This is a genomic window from Microcystis sp. BLCC-F210 (assembly GCF_042134685.1).
Taxonomy (GTDB): Bacteria; Cyanobacteriota; Cyanobacteriia; order Cyanobacteriales; family Microcystaceae; genus Microcystis; species Microcystis aeruginosa_D.
In genome coordinates this window covers 4849227-4868589 of the sequence record NZ_CP169647.1, presented here as the reverse complement: position 1 = coordinate 4868589, position 19363 = coordinate 4849227, and the positions used below count along the sequence as shown (strand labels likewise).

Sequence of the window (19363 nt, the reverse complement as noted above, 5' to 3'; positions counted from 1 at the left end):
TATCCTGGTTCGACTGCCTCTCAGGCTAGAAAGCTCTATTGAGGGAACAGCTTTTTTGTCTTGGCCTTAATAGGAGGCTATCATCTTTTCATGGTGGGCGGTGCCAACTTTGGAATCGGGACTGCCTTCTGTCTCCCCTCTCCTGTGTCCCATCTTCTCAATGGTCACTGATCTTTGATAAACTGAATTTCGGTGAATTGGCGCAACCGATTCGATAATTGATCAGGCTATGGATCAAGGGTAGTAATTGTAAAGATTGACAAAGAGAGGTTGACATAGATGAGATTTCGTGCCTTGTTAGTTGCCTTTTTAGCCTTGTGCTTAGGGGTGTTGACAGCTTGTAGCGACGCGCCTAGTGCCGTCCTGAATAGAAACGAGCTAACCTATGATGAAATTTTAAACACTGGATTAGCTAACAAATGTCCACAGATTTCTGAGTTTACCCGGGGTACTCTCCCCTTAGAAAGCGGTGAAAGTTATGTGGTGACAGATTTATGCTTGGAACCCCAAGAATATTTTGTCAAGGGTGAACCAGTTAATAAGCGGGAAGCGGCAACCTTTGTACAGGGTAAACTCTTAACCAGAGATACCACCAGTTTAGAACAGATGACAGCGACCTTAACCGTAGGTGAAGACGGTGTTTTAACCCTCAAGGAAGAAGACGGTATCGATTTCCAACCAGTTACCGTACAATTGCCCGGAGGTGAAAGAGTTCCCTTCTTCTTTACCATGAAAGGTTTCACTGGCAAAACCGAAGCTGGATTTAGCTCTATCAACAGTTCCACAGATTTTGAAGGTGACTTTAAAGTTCCTTCCTATCGTGGCGCTGGTTTCTTGGATCCCAAAGGTCGGGGTGTGGTGACGGGTTATGATAATGCTGTCGCTTTACCCGCTAGTGCTGATAGTCAAGATTTCCAGCGTGCTAACGTCAAAGCGACGGAACTGGGTAAAGGTACTATGTCTTTACAGGTAACTAAAGTTGACGCTTCTACTGGGGAGTTTGCTGGTGTTTTTGAAAGTGAACAGCCTTCCGACACCGATTTAGGGGCAAAAGACGCTGAGGAAGTGAAAATTCGCGGCATTTTCTACGGTCGTCTCGAAGCTCGTGCCTAACTAATAAATTCAGAATTTCTGGAAATTAAGGCGAATTTCTCCCTAGAGAAGTTCGCTTTTTTCTAAGCTTTAACTTATTGTCCGCAGAAGTCCCTCGCTTGAGTGCTTCGGGGATGAATGCTAATACTAAATCCGTTGAGTAACGCACAGAAAACGGGTTTCTCGCAGAAACCCGTTTTCTGCTCATTCAAAAGGCAAAACGGAGAATAAATAACCAGTTTTTAATAACCGGATTTAGTCTGACTTTGTATATGTACAATTCTCGAAAACCGATATTATAGCAATTCTCTGACTTATGAGGTACAGTAGCAACAGTGAGTAAACCAATTGCGAATATCTTTTTGAGTAACTTCTAACATAGCCAATTCAATCCCTTCTATTAAGTCTTTGTAAGTTCTCGCCTTTAGTTTTCTTAACATCGCTTTGACTTTTGACCAAAAGTTTTCAATAGGAGAGAATTCGGGAGAATAAGGAGGTAAATAGATGAGTCTAGCTTTTTCTTGTTCGATTATTTCTCTGACCATTTCTCCGAGATGAATCTTGGCGTTATCCATGATCAGACAGTCTCCTTCTTTAATTTTTGGCAGCACTTCCTTCAGAATAAATCCTTCAAATGTTACCGCATCCACTGCACCGTATATGTTGACTGATGCGACAACTTTTTCTAAGCTTATAGCACTAATTATTGAAATATTTCTCCCTCTTTTTTGTGGTTTTCTTCCCCTAGCTCTTTGGCCAATTAAGGCTCTAGCATAGAGTCTCAAAAGGGCTAAATTTACCCCCGATTCATCGATAAAAATTAGTTTTGATGCCTCAATTTCCCGAACTTCTGACCAGTATTCCACTCTTTTTTGCTGTACCCTGTCACTTTCTTTTTCCGCCGCGTGTAGTGTTTTTTTTTGAAACTATAATTGAGTTTTTGCGTCAGCCGCCCCAAGGTGGCTCTACTGACTTTCACCTGTGTCTTTTCATACAGTAAGTCCGATAATTCTTCGAGAGTTGCATCATTGTTAGCTTCGATGATTTCTATTAAAATTATCAATTGTTCACTATTTAACTTGGTTGGCGGACTTCCCCCTTGCGGACGAGGACGGATATCTCCTGTTTCTTTATGTTGCTTCAATAACTTCTGAATAAAGCTTTTGGCCACGTCAAATCTCTGAGCTAGTCCTCGAATGGAAATTTTTTCTTTCTTCCAGACATCGATAATTTTTTGGCGAAAATCTACGGAATAGGGTCTCATAGGAAGCTGGTAAGTTCTATTATTTGTCTATTTGCTTTCCATTGTACCTCATAGCTCCAAGAATTGCTATATAATAGGATTTGCTGAATAAATCTAAAGACCTTGTTGGGTAAAAACTTTTAGACCCTTTGGACTGCAAAAAGTCCTGACCCTTGGAGTGATTGGGGGAAAAATTCAGTTACTTTTTCCCTGAAAATTAGATAATTGACCAGATGAAAATGGGTAAAACCCTAAATCCTACACCCTGTCCCCAGAAAAGCTTTTTCAGCAGACTCGAAATAATGATGGGATTATTCCCTAGAAGTACCTGTTATTTCCACAAACCATTTTGGCAACTCAGGTAATCTATTTAATTATCTCAGGTTTTAGATTATTTTTTCTGGGGGGTACTCCCAGCAGATAAATGGTAATTTATGTTCTCATAAGCTCCCTACTACTGGTCTTGCATATATGGTTGATTATTCTTGAGACAATTGTATGCTTTTTGTAACTCGATTCCCAGATAACCGATATGTTCGGGAATAATTGCCGGATTGGTGGCAGCAAGCTCGCGAATTAATTTTAGGGGATTTTTGCCCTGATAACAAGCGACAATTTCCCCACTGCCGGGGGTAGTTTGTTGGACGAGAATTTGTTCTTCTTCCACGGAAATCAAAAAGTTACCGCTAGGGTCAAAAAAATCACGCTGATTGATAATCTTATCGTACTGGGTGGCGATTAATCGTTCGACATTTTCCCAAGTATCATCGTATATATGGGCCGATTGACTGATAGTAATCAATGGACCTATTGATAAATTGTAGTCAGATTGCTTGCTAATCTCATTCCTAATATATTGCTGTAAAGCGCGTAATCCCATAGCGTTTGCTGGCCAAGCTGCAAACATATCATTACTTCTAAATATTGCGGTGAGAGATAATTCATTTTCCACCACTCGCACCCAAATATGATTTAGACAGGGACTACCTCCTTTTTCGTGGTCTTTCACATCCCAGAGGGACATAACTGCACTGGCTGCGTCAATTTCTGAGATTAATTTATTAATAACCTGTGCAATTTGATCTCGTCCAAACCAAGAGCGTAATCTTTGACCGTAGGTGTATTTAACTCCTTGGTGTATAGGGGAATCATCGAGAATTTGTCCGATATATTCGGTAAGAAAAGCTCTGTCTATAGGTAAATAATTAGGTTCGGGAAAATAAAAGTCTAGGGGTTCATCGGTGACAACGGCCATTAAGTCAATTAATTCTTGCCATTTACCATCATATCCTGTGGGTCTAATTGTGCCAGTGGTTTTAATTTTTTGGAGAATTTTCACCCAAGTTTCAGCAATAGTTTTTCCTTCAATGCGATGACCGTATCTTGTTCCGGGTAGGAGGGAAGGAAGATTTTCTAAGAGGGGAAAGATTAATGGTTCTCCCCAAGTTGGTAGGGGTGATTGTGCTGCATAATTTTTGACAGTTTCAATCGCTTCTGAGATAGATTTAACCAGTTGATATTGAATCGATTGACGTAATTTTTCGAGAGTTTCTCGGTCAATTTCTTGGTCAATATATCCCGTGATGGGAGAACTAATTAGCCAACATTCTCGACCTGTATCACTTTTCCCTAGCTGAAATCCTTGACTAAAAAAGTCTAGCAAACATTGACAGCTACCAGAATTTTTATCTTCCTTTGTAGCGTTGAGAATAACTAAGTATCTAACGTGGGGATTTGCGATTAAGTTTCTCAGCAGGGGACTAATTCCTCTAGTGGGACTATAAAGATTGCCAATCACTGCGTATTGGTCAGGATTTAAATGTTTAGCAAGGGACTGTTTTACTGTCCATCCCGTGATAATTGCTGTTTGTCCGTGACCGCAGATTAATTGATTGGGTTTATAGTGGGGTTGGTAGGTGAATTTAGGGGTGGTTTCTATACTAAGCATGGATTTAAATTAATTGTTCAAGATAATTAATAATATTTTGGTGAAGCTGTTCTATTGTATCACTGCCATCCAGTTGTAAACAATTATCTTTATATTCTTTAAATATATTGAGAAACATCTGACGAACTTTCATTAATTTTTCTTGTTTTTCGTACACTTCTGTGATGGCTCGGTTTTTAATTCTTGCTAGAGAAATATCAGGAATAACATCGATATAAATGACTAAATCTGGATTGGGAAAATGCTGATTTAACTGCTGAACAAAAGCAAATTCTTCGGAATTATTGCAATTATAGGCCAGGGAAGAAAAATAATAACGAGTAGTGATCACATGGGTTTGTTCTTGGTGAATAAGTTTGAAAACACCATCGTGATCATTATATAAGTGATAATGGCGATCGGCTGCAAATAAATAGGCCATTTGTTGATCAAATTTATTTTGATCTTCGATATAAATAAGATTAGTTTGCATTATTTCTCGAATCAAACGACCGATGACACCCTCGGAAGGTTCGGGACTTAAAACTGCTTTTTCCCCTCGTTTTAAAAAATATTCTTGTAGGAGTTTTGCTTGGGTACTTGTTCCCGATCCATCAATACCTTCAAAGACAATAAATTTCGGTTTCATAATTTAATTTTTTTCTCGATCCAATTATCTAAATAATTTTTTTAGCCAAGTTAACCAAGATTTTTTCTGGGGGATTAATTGGGTCATTTCTCCGATCATCTCTCCCATACTTCCCCAGGTATAAATATTTTTATTTAGGGATTGTATGGTTAAATTTTCTTGCAAAGCTAAACTGATGATACTAATCATTTCTGCCGCTTGATTACCGACTATTTGCGCTCCTAGTATTTTACCATCTTGTCGGTAGATTAATTGACAAAATCCTGTGGTTTCTCCCCAGATTTGCTGGGGAACCATATTTTTGATGGGATAGTTGATCATCTTTACCTCCTCACCATAGCTGTCCTGGGCTGCTTTTTCGGTTAAACCCACCCAAGCAATAGTCGGATCAAAAACAATAAATGAGGGAATTTGCTGGGGATTAAAGTTAAATTTTTCTCCCGTGAGCAGATGCTTGACTAACCCAAAAGCAGCCCGGTGATTTAAAGTAGGATCGGGATAATTATTTCTGAGCAAATTTAGAGCATAAATGCGAGAATTATCGGTTTGTAATTGCTGATTAACCCTAATTAATCCTTGCTCTAGTTTAACTCCAACTCCAGCCAAATTTAATCCCCGTTCATCGACTTGATAATTACCAGCAAAAATGAGATCATCAACTTCGATAACACGATTGCCTAATTGTAACCATTTTTTACCCTCGATCGCTTTCACTTGACTAGGACAATAGCCTGGTAAAATCTTAATTCCTTCCGCTTCTAAAATGGCAGTAACTAAATGGGAAATTTCCCGATCAATATCTGGTAGTAGATAATTATTCTCGATAATTAAGCTAATTTCTTTCCCCAAACGTCGGAGAATTTGGGACAAACTCACAGCCATGCTGCTGTTACCAATAATTGCTAAATGTTGTCCTAAATTGTCTAAATTTGGCTCTTGCCAAAGGTTTTGAGCGGTAAAATAATTAACTTCATCTAAGCCTAAAATTTTCGGTACTTGAGGATAAAAATCCGTGGCAATAATATAGTGTTTAGCCAATAATTGCCGACCGTTAACCACGAATCCTAAATGGGGCAACCGGACAAATTCTCCCCCACCTGAGATCACATCTATTCCTTCCGTGGCTAATCTTGCCAAAGAATGATATTTATTAATAGTTTTATCTACTTCCTCTAGCCATTCCCGCAACCGTTGCCATTGGGGATAAATGGTCGTTTTTTGCCAATAATTAAGCAGTTTATAGAGATGAATAATTTGGCTGTATCCCCTGCTAAAAATGTCCTCAGATGCCTCTAAATTGTCCCTAGAAGGCTGTTGCACTAAAGCCACCCTTTTTTTGAGGTGAACAGCCAACAAAGCTGCTTCTTTCGCCGCAGGAGCGGCACCGATAATTACTAAGTCGTAAACCACAAATATAAAGTAGGAGACAGTATTCAGGAGTCGGAAAATTAACAGTAAAAACTCAAATCTGATAACCAATAACTGATTACTGATTACCGGCGCCGGTCTTGCAGTTTTTTATAGACATCTCGCAGGGGGACTTGATGATAGGCGAGGGCAACGAGGGTATGATAGAAAAGATCGGCCACTTCTGAGGCAATAGCATCGCCATCATTATCTTTGCAGGCCATGACCACTTCTGCCGATTCTTCGCCGATTTTCTTGAGAATTTTGTTATCTCCTCCGGCCAAAAGTTTACAGGTATAGGATTCCGGATAAGGATCGTCTCTGCGATCGCAAATTACTTTAAACAATTCCGAGAGGGTGTCGGCCGCTGGCGGTGATTTTTGCGGATTTACTTGGTGAAAACAGCTTCTTTCGCCAGTATGACAGGCGATATCACCAATTTGCTCAATAGTCAGCAAGATAGCATCACTATCGCAATCGTAGCGAATTTGATGCACTTTTTGGATATGGCCTGAGGTGGCTCCTTTGTGCCATAATTCTTGACGGGAACGACTCCAATACCACGCTTCCCCAGTGGTAAGAGTTTTTTCGAGAGATTCCCGATTCATCCAAGCCATCATTAAAACTGTAGCATCAAGATAGTCTTGAGCGATCGCTGGTACTAAACCCTGTGCATTATAAGCGATCGCATCGAGGGGAATAGCGGAGAGTAAAGAGGACATCAGTTTTTTGCGGTCAAGAAATATGGTGAGATAAATTATCCAAAGTTTAATTATATAGGGTTTGCCGAACAAAAACTCATCAAGAGAGGAACAAAATATGAAACTGAATAGTTTTGACCGTTAAAACTGGAGTTCCATAAGAATCAATTTCCTAAAGATGTAAACGGGGTGAATGAATTCATCCTTAAAGGAGCGTCTTTTTGCTACCCTAAAAATGTCATCTCTGCAACCCTGTGAAAAACTCAGTTTTTAAAAATAAAAAAAAATCTCGTTTAATACTAAATCTGGTTATTAAAAACTGATTATTTATTGCCCTTTTTGCCATTCGTCCGATCTTACATCTGAAGTCTTTTGCCTGTGCTAATATGGAGCTTATACTCAACGGATTTATTATCATTAGTAGCCAGAGAGGATACTTTTTGGGGTTGTCACTACGGTCTGGTATTTGCTTTAATTGTTCTAGAAAAAGCATTTTTTTACGCTGGTCTATTTAGCTATAATCTGTATTTTACTGCTTCTCTTTTTTATTGAAATCACCTGCCTTGAATTATAAAGAAAGGGAGAGACTTTTAGGAAAAATCAGAGGATTTTAAATCTAAACCTCGCTCAAATATTGTATCTATGGCTAACATTTCTCCATCGCTAGTCATAAATTTATGATCTTTGGTTGCTTGGATAGTTTGCCCATTTTCTAGGGTATATTCAAAGACTTCTTGTAAACCTCGCTCGTGCCATTGGGTGATCGGTTGACTATATATAAAACCATTTTTATCTACACTATAAACAGTGCAGTTAATTTCTTCGCTTACAATTTTAGCGATTGGCAATAATCCGTATTCCTCAGTTAAAATTAACGTCTGACCTCCTAGACAATATTCGGCAAAATTTACCATCTGTTCAAAGAGATTTTCAGCGATTCTTTTTTCCACACCATTTTTAGCAGCACCATCGATAAACATCTCCCTTTGTTTCTGCATTTCGGAGGCTTTTTTCTTACCCATTGCTCGACGCAATAGATCCGCTTCTCCTAGGGAATAACCCGCTAAATCCTGCGCCATTTTCATGATCTGTTCTTGATAGACTAAAACCGCGTAGGTTTCTTTAAGAATTGGTTCCAATAAAGGATGATCATAACGAATGGGTTCTTTACCGTGTTTTCTACCAATAAAGAGGGGAATTAATCCCGCATCTAAAGGACCGGGGCGATAGAGTGCTAGGATTGAAGATATGTCCTCAATACCCGATGGTTTTAACTCTTTAACGATCTGTTTCATCCCCGATGATTCTAACTGGAAAATACCTTCTAAATCCCCTTCTTCTAGCAATCCGTGGGTTTTAAGAATATCGGGAGGTAGTTTTTTATGTTCCCCTTTAGACCGAATTTGCAGGGCTTTTCTTTCATCTAAAGGCAATTGATCAAGATCAATATCTATGCCCTGATTTTGTTTAATTAAGTCGGCGGTTTTTTTCAAAGTGGTTAAATTTCTTAACCCTAAAAAGTCCATTTTTAACAATCCTAATGATTCTAAATCCTCCATAAAGTATTGGGTAATTACCGATCCATCATTATTTTTCTGGAGGGGAACCACTTCATCTAAAGGTTGGGAGGAAATGACGACTCCCGCAGCATGAACTCCGAAGGTTTTGTTAGTACCTTCGATCCGAATTGCCATATCTAACCAATGACGCACATGGGGTTCCGTATCGTATCTTTCTTTAAATGCTGGTTCGGGAGTTTCATCAGAAATCATCACTTTTAAAGGTGTGGGTTTACCGCGAGAAACGGGAATCATTTTCGCCATTTTATCCGATTCAGCGTAGGGAATATCTAACACCCGCGCCACATCTTTTAAGACAGCTTTTGATGTCATGCGGTTAAAAGTAATGATTTGGGCAACATTAGCTTCCCCATATTTTTCCGTGACGTATTGGATCATTTCATCCCGTCTCTCGATACAGAAATCCGTATCAATATCAGGCATAGATTTCCGTTCAGGATTGAGAAAACGCTCAAATAATAAACCGTGATGAACGGGATCAATATTAGTTATTTTTAAAGAATATGCTACCAAAGAACCCGCCGCAGAACCGCGTCCTGGACCGACGGGAATATCATGATCTCTAGCATATTTTATATAGTCCCAAACCACGAGAAAATAGGTAGAAAATCCCATTTTCTGTAACATTTTTAATTCGTATTCTAGCCTTTCTTTGTAAGTAGTTTCAATTTCGTGACGAGAAGGACATTTTAATCTTTCTAGTAATCCTAACCAAGCAATTTCTTCTACATAACTATCAGCAGTATGTCCCGCAGGAACTGGATAGTTAGGTAGTCTTGGTTCATTAAATATGTTATAGGGTTCGACTTTTTCTGCTACTTCTAAGGTGTTATTGATCGCTTCTTCAATCACATCTTCTGGCAGATGATCACGGAAAAGTAAACGCATTTCATCAGCAGATTTTAAGTATTCTGTGCCGCTATAACGGAGACGTTTATCTTCAGTAATTAACTTGCCAGTTTGAATACAAAGTAAGGCATCGTGTGCTTCTACATCGTAACAGGAAATAAAGTGAGAATCGTTAGTAGCAACTACTTTGATTCCTAATTCTTTAGCAATTTTAACTATTTCTACATTAACAATCCGATCTTCTTTAGAACCGTGATCTTGAATTTCTAAATAAAAATCATCACCAAAAAGTTTTTTATACCATTTAGCAGTTTCCTTAGCCAATTTTCTGTTATTAGCTAAAATTGCTTGGGGAATCTCTCCACCTAAGCAAGCACTGGTAACTATCAATCCTTCGTGATATTGTTGGAGTAACTCTTTATTGATACAAGGACGAGCAAAAATGCCTTTACCTTGAATACCTTTCAGATTAGAAATAGTAGTTAATTTAACCAGATTTTTATAGCCTTGGGTATTTTTTGCTAGAACAACTTGATGATATTTTCGGTGGCGAAGATTGACTTCAATATCACCATTAACTACATACATTTCATTGCCAATAATTGGTTTTATTCCCTTATTACGACAGGTTTTAATTAATTCGATCGCACCATACATGACTCCATGATCGGTTAAAGCGATCGCTGGTTGTCCCAATTCGATCGCTCGATCAATTAGTGACGGTAATTGGGAAGCACCATCAAGTAAGCTATAATCGCTGTGAATATGTAAACCGACAAAAGACATAATTTTTCTCAGAAAAAAGTGACAAGGAAAAAGAAAAAAACTAGAATTTACTTACTTTGAATTTTCAGCAATTACAGTCTATTTTTAGGGTTGATTGAGAATCGTATAGGGGAAAAAACCTTGTTCTAAATTAAACCATTGTTCTCGCAGTTTCCGGTTATCATTGCTGCCAACAACAGTATCAACAAATTTTTTCCATTCGGGATCGTTTTTGGGTAAAATACAGCCATAAAGTTCGGTGGTAATCGGTTGACGGGGTATTAGCACAAATTGTCGCGGATCCTGTCCTTGTTTAACGATTTCCCCCAGCAGAAGAATTCCATCACTAACCACTGCTTTAACTTCTCCCCTTTGTAATTTTGCCACTGCCTCACTTCGATCGCTGACAGCTTGCCAATTAGCCAGAGGATAGATATAACGAATAATACTATCGGTGGTGGTGTGGGGAATATAGGCGATCGCAACTGATGCTAAAGTGTTATTAATATCTATTTTATCAACATTTTCCCTTTTAGTTAAAAATTGCGCTCCTGTCATAAAATAGGGAATAGAAAAATTAACATTTTTAAGTCTTTCTTCCGTAATTGTTGCCGCATTACAGGATAAATTTACTTGTCCCTGTTCCACTTGCTGAAAACGATTATTAGTCGTCGCTTCTGTAAAGGTTATTGTAATCGGTTTACCTAATTCTTGTTCTAATCGACGTTGGACTAAGCGCATTAATTCCACTCCGTAACCTGTCCATTGTCCCGTTTTCTCATTGATATAACTAAAGGGAGTAGCGTCTTTTCTGGATGCCGCTTTTAATTCTCCCGTGCGAGCAATTCTTTGTAAAACTGTTTCTGCTAAGACTGATAAATGTAGGTTATTTATCAGTAAAAGACCTAGAAAAATCAACCAAAAGTTTTTAGACATATCAAGAAAGCAAGAAGGAGATAGGGAGAAAAAGCTAACCACCGACGTGCGATTAGCAAATGCTGCTATATTTTAACTACGATCCTCAAATAATCCACTCAAACGTTCTACTTCTGTTTGTGCTGTGTACATAGGAGTTCCAGCCAGAATTCCGGTAACATTGCGGAAAGGTTGACCAATGTGCATACCTTGATGATCGATCGAAAACTCACGAATATCCTTATCGTGCATAGAACCGCGCATTTTTAAAACAGTGATACCGCGGCGCATTTCTCCATACATTTCCACATAACGCAGCAGAATAATTGAATCAGTAATTGTCGAAATATGTGCTTCTGTAATCGAGGAACCTCCTAATAAAGTGGGAGTGGTGGAAGTAAATAATCCTCCCACCTCTTTTTGCTTAATAAAAGAAGTCAAACCGATAATAAATTCCCGAAATCCTTTCAGATTGGAAACCCTTTCTAAAGCAGATAAACTATCTACTGCCACTCGATTCGGTTGAAACTCCTCGATAATTTCCTTCATCATAATTAAATGATTTTCTAAACCCGTAGTTTCGGGATAACGGCAGACTACCTTTAATTTACCTTCCTTTTCCATGCGGTCATAATCCACCCCCCAACCAGTAGCATTTCTAAATAACTGTTCGCGACTTTCCTCGAAGGCAAAAATTAAACATCTTTCCCCATTAGTTACTCCCCCGGCCATAAATTCTGTCACCATCAGGGTTTTTCCTGTTCCCGTGGCTCCCGAAACCAAAATAACCGAATCGCGGAAGAAACCACCACCACACATTCTATCGAGTTCCAGACTGCCGGAAGTGATACGAATATTAGAGGATTTTTGTTCTAATTCAATAGCTGATAAAGGAATGATCACGGCCCCTTTATTGGGAATAATTGTAAAAGGAAATTCTCCTTTTTGGTGATCGGTTCCGCGATATTTTAAAATTTCGATCGTCCTTCTTCTTTTCTCATCGGTTAAAACGTTGCGTAAAATCACCACATTATCGGCCACAAACTCCTCCACCCCATAACGACTGATTTCACCGTATTCTTGGGTTCTTTCTGCGGTCATAATCGCTGTTACTTCCAATTCTCGCAAAGCGGTTGCCAGACGAAAAAGATCACTTCTCACTTGAGCGCTATCACTTAAATGGCTAAAAATTGCGCCTAAGGAATCCATAGACACCCGTTTGGCTTTATTTTTGCGAATAGCAAATTCAATGCGAGCGATTAATGCGCCTAGGTCGTATTCTCCCGTCACCATCGGCTTTTCTTCTGGTTGGGGGGAAGCATCGACAAAGGCCCATTGGCGATTCTCCTCCCACTGCCGGATATTCCAACCAAAACCACCCATATTTTTTCTGAGTGCGTGGGGTGGCTCCTCAAAGGTAACAAAAACGCCATTTTCTCCATTTTTGATGCCTTCTGCGAGAAATTGACAGGCAAAGACCGTTTTAGCACTTCCTGCCGTTCCCGCTATCAAAGTTGCTCTTCCTTTCGGCAATCCCCCTTCCGAAAGAAAATCAAAGCCGGGGATTCCTGTTTCTAACTTCTCAATCAACTCTAGGGGATTATTTTGCGTCATTTAAGTTCTCTATGAAAACGAGCTAATGTTTATTGTACCTATTTCAGTGACCAGTGATACCAGAAATTCATCCCTAGTTGGGGTGTATCAAGAAAATTCAGTGAGCGTTGTTAACTTTTATGACAATATCGACTAGATTATCCACATTATCTGCTGAGAATTTCTCGAATATAAATGATCAATAAATAATCCCAAGAGCTTATTTTTCAAGAAAATATTAAGTAGGCTGTGTTAGCGCAGTAAGGTAGTTAGGGTTATATCCCCGCACAAAATTTACCCAAAACAGGAATAGAAATAAAAATCATCTCATCTAATAAAAACAAGATTACTGCTGTTACTATCGTCCTAATTGCCCAATTTAATCTAATTGCTTTTTGCTCTCTAATTTTAGAGATTATAACTAAAGTTTCTGTTTGTAAATATTGTATTAAAGCCGTTAGATAGTCTTCTTCCTCTGCTTGGTTCCATTCCTCAGCAAGCAATTGTTCTGGTAGGATAATTTCACCACCCACTACTGGGGATAGACCCCATAATCCTAAGCCAATAGTAATAATTGTGAATAAATAAGCCAAAAATTTCAAAAGATAGCAGCTAAGACAAGGATAAATAGACTGGTTACATTCAAGGGAAACTATATAAGCAGGTAAATCTTTGCCAAAATTAACCAAAACACCGCTAATAGTCAGAATCAAAGTAAGTTTTGTATTTAGTTGATTAATACTATCCTTGACAACTTTGATAGAGTTTAAGGTATAATCATAGGTAAGCCGAATATTTGTCATACTTATTTGCTCTACTATGGAACATACAACCGATAATAATCAAAATCAGCAAAAAACCGACAATCAACAAGAAAAAACAGCAACAGGGAAGAAACCCGTGCTGAAGATTGATCCTAAGAGAACTATACCCTACATACAGGAAGGAATCAAACCGAAAAATAGATAAATTCTGTTTATTTCAGGGTTCCTTGAGATGCGCCATTATTTGACGCATCTCAAGGAAAAATTCAGGAAGTTTCTCTAACTATAAAGGAACTTTAGTAATCCAATCTTGATACTTTGGTTCCTGATTGAGAACGATAGAACTTAACTTTTCTTTTAACTGATAAGTAATCGGTTTAGCTGCCGGTAAAAAAAAAGTTTCAATCTTTTTAATCGGAGTTATTTTCGCCGCAGTGCCACTTAAAAACACCTCATCAGCGATAAATAACTCCGTCTTATCTACGGGTCTTTCAATAACCGGAATACCCAAATCCCGCGCAATAGTTAAAACACTATCTCTAGTAATACCCTCTAGGATATCTTGGTCAAAACTAGGAGTAATTAGCTGACCATTTCTGATGATAAAAATATTCATTCCCGTCGCTTCACAGACTTTACCCTGAGAATTCATTAAAATTGCCTCATCAAACCCCGATTCCACCGCTTCCGTTTTTGCTAAAGCAGAAGTGATATAAGCGGCGCTAATTTTACCTCGCAACGGGAAACTTCTATCCTCTTGACGATACCAAGAACTAATCCGACAATTAACCCCATCGGCCGCTAAATAATCATCCATTTCTAGACCATAGACTAGAAAATCCTTCTCGATACCATGCAATCGCGGGGCAATTCCCAACCCGGAACTATAGACAAGGGGACGAATATAAAAAGGTCGATGACACTGATTATTTTTGACAAAATCGATAATTATTTGATAGATTTTATCAGCAGGAATCTCGTAATTAAGAAACTTAGCACTTTGACTTAAACGCTGACAATGACGTTCTAATCTAAATAATAATATCTGTCCGGGATTGTTAGGGTCGGGAGTACCTCGTAAACCCCCAAAAGCGGCAGTTCCGTAGTGTAGTGCGTGGGTAGCAACGGATAATTTTGCCTCACTAAAAGGGATAAATTTATTCTCAAAATAGGCGAGAGGAAGGAAAGGAATTTCGGCGGTAATAGACATTTTTTTGTTGATTTAACCAAGAACTAAACGGGATTTACCCATGCAGAAAAATTTTGTTTCTGGCTATTAGAAGGATTTTCTACCCTGATAATTTCATAGCGAATCGTCTGCGGGGTGGCCAGTGGAACAGCAAGGGTTCGCAATTCATCGAGATGAAAGACTGTGATCTGAATAATATCACCTGCGCGGTAGTCTTTTAATCTTTCGTTTAACTGTTCCGCCGTCACCCGCAATCCATCGATAGCCAATAATTCATCATCAGCATTAATTCCCGCTTTTTGGCAAGGAGAACCCATCTCGACAAATTTAATTATTTCTTTACCCGCTTCACTCTGTACCCGCATTCCCAGATAAGGTATCGTCTCCCCATTGTCAACACCCCGCAGATAGAGTCCAAAAGGTTCAAGATATTGATTAAAGGGTAATTCTGTCAAACCGTCGATATAACGCTGGTAGAAGTCGCTTAAATCCACTCCCGCAGCCGATTCGAGAATTGCCTGCAATTCGCCATCGGTATAACCAATCTCCTCTTTACCGAAATGTTGCCACATCGAGCGTAAAACATCATCGAGGGAACGACGGTTATCGGTGTGGGTGCGAATTAGTAAATCGAGAAGCAGCGACAATAATTCCCCCTTGAGATAGTAGGAAATTTGACTATTATCACTATTGCTATCCCGTCGATAGAGTTTTATCCAAGCATCGAAACTCGATTCGCCTAGAGGTTGGACAAGACGACCGGGTATATTGAGATAACGAGTGATTTCCTTGCTTAAAAGCTCTAAAAAAGTCTTACTATCGTATATTCCCGCCCGTAGAGGGATTATCATATCGTAATAACTGGTGGTTCCTTCGGCAAACCAGAGGGAAGAAGTATAATTTTCTGCATCATAATCGAAGCTTTCTAAAGCTTTTGGGCGAATACGCTTGATATTCCAGAGATGAAAGAACTCATGGGCGACTAATTGCAGAAAACGATTATATTTATCCTTATCTCGTAATCCCAAACGCGCATAGTTAAGGGTACAGGAATTTTTATGTTCTAGTCCCCCGTAACCGCTGGCCGAAAGATGTAGCAAAAAGAGATAATTATCATAGGGGAGTCCACCGAACATGGCCGACTCGGTTTGAATAATTTTAGTGGTATCGGCGATAATTTGACTAGGATTGGCGTTTCCCCGTCCCCAGATAGCTAATTGATGGGGTTTTCCCTCGACGACAAAATCATATAACTGATGAATACCCACTTCCACGGGACTGTCCACTAGGGTGTCAAAATCGGGAACGTGAAAGGTGTTTTTCTGTCCGGGTAAAGATTTTAAGGCAGTGGTAACGCGCCAATCGCCATGGGGGGGGATAATTGTCAGGGTGAGGGGATGTTTTTGATAATCGGGGATATAGAAAAATAAAGCAGCCCCGTTGAAGTAACCGTGAGTATCATCGAGATGGTTGGTTCTGACGGTTAAATCCTGGGCAAAAACGCGATATTTGACCGTTATTTCGGAACTGTCACCATTGTCAATCTGCCAGTGATTTTTAGCAACTTTGCGACTGTTGAGGTTAATAGCTTGAAAATCTTGGACTAAACGGGAGTATTCCCGCACTAGATAGGAACCGGGGGACCAAACCGGCATTTTTAGGTTTAAAATCGGTGCTTGCCAACCAGTAATCTGTAGAGTGACTTCAAAGAGGTGTGAAGTCGGTTCCGACATAGCCACTTGATAGCTGAGACTTAAACGAGTTGAGGAGATGGTAGTGGGGGAAATAAGACTGGTCATCGGCATTAAACAAGCTTTTAAGTTATTCTACTGAATCTGGTTATTAAACACTGATTATTTATTCCCCCTTTTGCAGGAGTGCCTCTCCTGATATGTAGCCTGTACTCAACGGATGGCCGTATTACTTGCGATTTTATCACTCAATCCAAGCCTTTGGGGGGTTCTACCCCCCAAACCCCCCGCGCATTAGTTTTTCGGTGGGATGCTTACACGCAGCCGCTGACGCATCTGTAATAAATCAAGAGTCACTGCACTTGCAGGAGTGCCTCTCCTGATATGTTGTAGCCTATACTCAACGGATGGCCGTATTATAGCGGTGCGAAAAATCCGATGGTTTTCCCAGATTTGGCCGAGCAGTTTGGCAAAGAAAACCCCCGCAAATCCTGCGGTTTTTTTTGCCGATTCAGCGTCTTTCTGCTGGGGGTGCGGGAGGAGCCACATCGGGGGGAGAAGTTACCTCTAGGGGAACCGAACGAGTGTCGGGAGCTGCCACATTGACGGGAACGGTAATCGGTTCGGCTGCTGTGGGGGCCGTATTTTGAGGACTAGGAGCAGCGGCGCTGGTAGGAGCGACTCTAGTACGCCGACGACTAGAACGACGTTGGCCCGGTTCGCTAGTATTAGAACGGACGATAGTTTGCTCGCGATTTACCCGAACCCGGCGCCGTCTGCGGATGGGTTCTTCGGTGGGGGAACCCTCATCGCTGCTGGCTAAACGATTGTTAGTAGTTTGGGTAAAGTAGGTACGTCGGGGTTTAATTGGTTCCGCTTTTAATGTCACCGGACGTTTGCCTAAATTCGGTTCTGGGAAACCTTGATAGGGAATATCCTTAATTGCTTCTAACATAAATTGTCGCCACATCCAAGCGGACATGGTACTGGCTCCATTGGTGGGTTTATTATTGTCATTACCGAGCCAAATTCCCGTGACTAATTGGGGAATATAACCGACAAACCAAAGGTCACGAGCTTTATCAGAAGTGCCGGTTTTTCCTGCCACTGGACGACCGATTTGTGCGGGGGTTCCCGTTCCCGAATTAACCACATCCTCTAACATCCAAGTCATCGTCGCTGCCGTGTTTTTATTCAGAGCAGTTTTCGGTTTAAAATTGGCTTGATAAATTACCTTACCATTGCGATCGAGTACCTGATTAATACCGTAAACTGGTTGATGCACACCATTATTAGCAAAAGTCCCGTAGGCGCTGGTCAATTCTAAAAGATTGACTTCCGAAGCACCCAAAGCCAAAGAATAAGTGGGTAAAAGTTTCGACTGGATACCCATATCTTGAGCTAATTTAATCACCGGATTCCAACCGACGGCCACTAACACCTGAACTGCCACCACATTTAGGGAAGAAGTCAAAGCATCGCGCATGGACACCTCGCGGCCGCTATACCTATCACCGTAGTTTTCCGGTTTATAACCATCCACCACATACTGAGCATCTTTATAACTAGAATAGGGGGATTTCCCCGCCGCAATCGCCGCCGCATAGACAAAAGGTTTAAAAGTAGATCCCGGCTGACGTTTTGCCTGTGTCACCCGATTGAATTGATTCTTCTCGTGGTCAATTCCTCCAACCATAGCCTTAATTTGTCCATTTTTGGGGTCAATTGCCACTAAAGCCGCCTGTTGGAAGTTCTGCCACTGGCCATAACGAGAAACCGCTCTTTCTACCACTTCCTCCGCTTCGCTTTGCCAACGAGGATTAAGGGTGGTTTTTACCACCAATCCCCCCGCTTCTAGGGTTTTAGCGGGAACCAGTTGCGGCAGTTCTTTTTCCACATAATCGGTAAAATAGGCCGCTTGCCGTTGCAGACGTTTTAGGGGACTGGTTTTAAGGACTAGGGGAGATGCGATCGCTTGTTCGGCTTGAGCGTTAGTAATAAATCCCACCTCGGCCATAGTTTTGAGGACGATATTACGCCGTTCTAGGGCAGCTTTGGGGTTTTCGAGGGGAGAATAGAGACTAGGAGCGGGAACAATGCCGGCAAGGGTGGCAGCTTCGGCTAGGGTTAATTTATCGACGGGTTTACTGAAATATAACCAAGCGGCATCGGCAAGACCGTAGGCCCCGGAACCGAGATAAACTAGGTGGAAATAACGCTCTAAAATCTGGTCTTTTGTATATTTATCTTCTATTTTCTGAGCGATACGCATTTCCCGTAATTTGCGATCAAAACTCCTTTCTTGGGATAAAAAGACAATCCGGGCCAATTGTTGGGTGATGGTGCTGCCTCCTTCCACCACTCCCCCGGCTCTCAGGTTAGAAAAGAGAGCGCGAGCAATACCCTGGCCATCCACTCCCCCGTGTTCGCGAAAACGGCGGTCTTCACTAGCGATAAAGGCCTCCTGTACCAGTGGGGGAACTTGGGCAATTTTCACGGTTTCGTAGGTACTAGGGCCATTTTGCTTGAGGATTTCGCCATTAGTGGCTTGAATTGTCAGGGTGCCGGGACGAGTATAGGTTTGTATATCGGCGATATTTTGCGGTAGAGAGGTTTCAAGGCGATAAATGCTCCAACCTACCCCCAAAAGTCCCCCTGTCACCCCTAATCCCAATCCCAAGTACAAGCCAAAGCGGGGATGTTGTCGCCATTGCGGTAAGGGGGAATTATCAATCAGGGTAGTAAATTTGTTTTTTATGGGTTTAAATGTCTCTAGAGCCTTGCTACTGGCTTGGGAGACTAAATTAACCTTTTTTTCTTCGGAAGATGCTTCTACTGGCTTTTCTGGGGCAACTGGCGCAGATTCGGAGTCAATGGGATCGACTTTAGGAGGTTGCTTGGAATTTCCTAATTTATTAGCGAGATTATGAAAAAATTGACTAAGTTTTTGTTTGTATTTCATGTTAGTTGAGCGGGTGAGGGAGTGAGAATGATGAAT

14 protein-coding genes are annotated in these 19363 nt (G+C 40.6%); 2 read left to right on the top strand and 12 right to left on the bottom strand.

What is annotated here, in order from left to right; all coding sequences use genetic code 11:
- Positions 1-279: 279 nt before the first annotated feature.
- Positions 280-1113 (top strand): photosystem II manganese-stabilizing polypeptide, encoded by an 834-nt coding sequence (locus ACE3JL_RS23715; protein ID WP_150976440.1) that lies wholly within the window; start codon positions 280-282, stop codon positions 1111-1113.
- A gap of 293 nt (positions 1114-1406) precedes the next feature.
- Here the strand turns inward: ACE3JL_RS23715 and ACE3JL_RS23710 are convergent.
- The 9 genes from ACE3JL_RS23710 to ACE3JL_RS23670 form a co-directional block, all read right to left on the bottom strand.
- Positions 1407-2356, bottom strand: a protein-coding gene (locus ACE3JL_RS23710; RefSeq protein ID WP_375327693.1) for an IS630-like element ISMae26 family transposase whose coding sequence is annotated in 2 segments (ribosomal slippage) — positions 1407-2014 and positions 2014-2356 — 951 coding nt in all. Because the reading frame shifts where the segments join, the coding sequence is not laid out codon by codon here.
- A gap of 433 nt (positions 2357-2789) precedes the next feature.
- A complete protein-coding gene (locus tag ACE3JL_RS23705; protein ID WP_271989394.1) occupies positions 2790-4283 on the bottom strand; it encodes a thymidylate synthase in 1494 nt (497 codons plus the stop codon).
- Between the two features lie 4 nt (positions 4284-4287).
- The gene (gene tmk, locus ACE3JL_RS23700) at positions 4288-4911 is read right to left on the bottom strand and encodes a dTMP kinase (protein ID WP_271989393.1); all 624 of its coding nucleotides are present in this window, start codon (positions 4909-4911) and stop codon (positions 4288-4290) included.
- Between the two features lie 24 nt (positions 4912-4935).
- Positions 4936-6321 carry an FAD-dependent oxidoreductase gene (locus tag ACE3JL_RS23695; protein ID WP_271989392.1) on the bottom strand — a complete coding sequence of 462 codons (1386 nt, stop codon included), beginning with the start codon at positions 6319-6321 and terminating at the stop codon, positions 4936-4938.
- An 83-nt stretch (positions 6322-6404) separates the two neighbouring features.
- Positions 6405-7040 (bottom strand): bifunctional phosphoribosyl-AMP cyclohydrolase/phosphoribosyl-ATP diphosphatase HisIE, encoded by a 636-nt coding sequence (gene hisIE / locus ACE3JL_RS23690; protein ID WP_271989391.1) that lies wholly within the window; start codon positions 7038-7040, stop codon positions 6405-6407.
- Between the two features lie 569 nt (positions 7041-7609).
- Positions 7610-10234, bottom strand: a complete 2625-nt coding sequence (locus tag ACE3JL_RS23685) for a DNA polymerase III subunit alpha (RefSeq protein WP_375328530.1) — start codon at positions 10232-10234, stop codon at positions 7610-7612.
- Between the two features lie 84 nt (positions 10235-10318).
- Entirely contained in the window at positions 10319-11149 is an 831-nt protein-coding gene (locus tag ACE3JL_RS23680; RefSeq protein WP_375328529.1) for an amino acid ABC transporter substrate-binding protein, read from the bottom strand.
- 72 nt (positions 11150-11221) lie between these two features.
- Positions 11222-12742, bottom strand: coding sequence for a circadian clock protein KaiC (gene kaiC, locus ACE3JL_RS23675; protein WP_002744832.1), 1521 nt, complete (start codon positions 12740-12742; stop codon positions 11222-11224).
- Positions 12743-12996: 254 nt separating this feature from the next.
- Positions 12997-13524, bottom strand: a complete 528-nt coding sequence (locus tag ACE3JL_RS23670) for a hypothetical protein (RefSeq protein ID WP_002761637.1) — start codon at positions 13522-13524, stop codon at positions 12997-12999.
- A 16-nt stretch (positions 13525-13540) separates the two neighbouring features.
- Here ACE3JL_RS23670 and ACE3JL_RS23665 point away from each other — a divergent pair, with 16 nt between their 5' ends.
- Positions 13541-13690, top strand: a complete 150-nt coding sequence (locus ACE3JL_RS23665) for a hypothetical protein (RefSeq protein ID WP_002761639.1) — start codon at positions 13541-13543, stop codon at positions 13688-13690.
- A gap of 78 nt (positions 13691-13768) precedes the next feature.
- Here ACE3JL_RS23665 and ACE3JL_RS23660 read toward each other — a convergent pair whose 3' ends face one another.
- The 3 genes from ACE3JL_RS23660 to ACE3JL_RS23650 all read right to left on the bottom strand — a co-directional run bounded on the left by ACE3JL_RS23660 (position 13769) and on the right by ACE3JL_RS23650 (position 19327).
- The gene (locus ACE3JL_RS23660) at positions 13769-14695 is read right to left on the bottom strand and encodes a branched-chain amino acid transaminase (RefSeq protein ID WP_375328528.1); all 927 of its coding nucleotides are present in this window, start codon (positions 14693-14695) and stop codon (positions 13769-13771) included.
- A gap of 23 nt (positions 14696-14718) precedes the next feature.
- Positions 14719-16479, bottom strand: a complete 1761-nt coding sequence (locus ACE3JL_RS23655; RefSeq protein ID WP_375328527.1) for a M61 family metallopeptidase — start codon at positions 16477-16479, stop codon at positions 14719-14721.
- Positions 16480-16876: 397 nt separating this feature from the next.
- A complete protein-coding gene (locus tag ACE3JL_RS23650; RefSeq protein ID WP_375328526.1) occupies positions 16877-19327 on the bottom strand; it encodes a transglycosylase domain-containing protein in 2451 nt (816 codons plus the stop codon).
- Positions 19328-19363: the final 36 nt, after the last annotated feature.

Coding starts and splice junctions, on each gene's coding strand:
- ACE3JL_RS23715 (WP_150976440.1), top strand. CDS start 280: ATGAGATTTCGTGCCTTGTTAGTTGCCTTTTTAGCCTTGTGCTTAGGG.
- ACE3JL_RS23705 (WP_271989394.1), bottom strand. CDS start 4,283: ATGCTTAGTATAGAAACCACCCCTAAATTCACCTACCAACCCCACTAT.
- tmk (WP_271989393.1), bottom strand. CDS start 4,911: ATGAAACCGAAATTTATTGTCTTTGAAGGTATTGATGGATCGGGAACA.
- hisIE (WP_271989391.1), bottom strand. CDS start 7,040: ATGTCCTCTTTACTCTCCGCTATTCCCCTCGATGCGATCGCTTATAAT.
- ACE3JL_RS23685 (WP_375328530.1), bottom strand. CDS start 10,234: ATGTCTTTTGTCGGTTTACATATTCACAGCGATTATAGCTTACTTGAT.
- ACE3JL_RS23680 (WP_375328529.1), bottom strand. CDS start 11,149: ATGTCTAAAAACTTTTGGTTGATTTTTCTAGGTCTTTTACTGATAAAT.
- kaiC (WP_002744832.1), bottom strand. CDS start 12,742: ATGACGCAAAATAATCCCCTAGAGTTGATTGAGAAGTTAGAAACAGGA.
- ACE3JL_RS23670 (WP_002761637.1), bottom strand. CDS start 13,524: ATGACAAATATTCGGCTTACCTATGATTATACCTTAAACTCTATCAAA.
- ACE3JL_RS23665 (WP_002761639.1), top strand. CDS start 13,541: ATGGAACATACAACCGATAATAATCAAAATCAGCAAAAAACCGACAAT.
- ACE3JL_RS23660 (WP_375328528.1), bottom strand. CDS start 14,695: ATGTCTATTACCGCCGAAATTCCTTTCCTTCCTCTCGCCTATTTTGAG.
- ACE3JL_RS23655 (WP_375328527.1), bottom strand. CDS start 16,479: ATGCCGATGACCAGTCTTATTTCCCCCACTACCATCTCCTCAACTCGT.
- ACE3JL_RS23650 (WP_375328526.1), bottom strand. CDS start 19,327: ATGAAATACAAACAAAAACTTAGTCAATTTTTTCATAATCTCGCTAAT.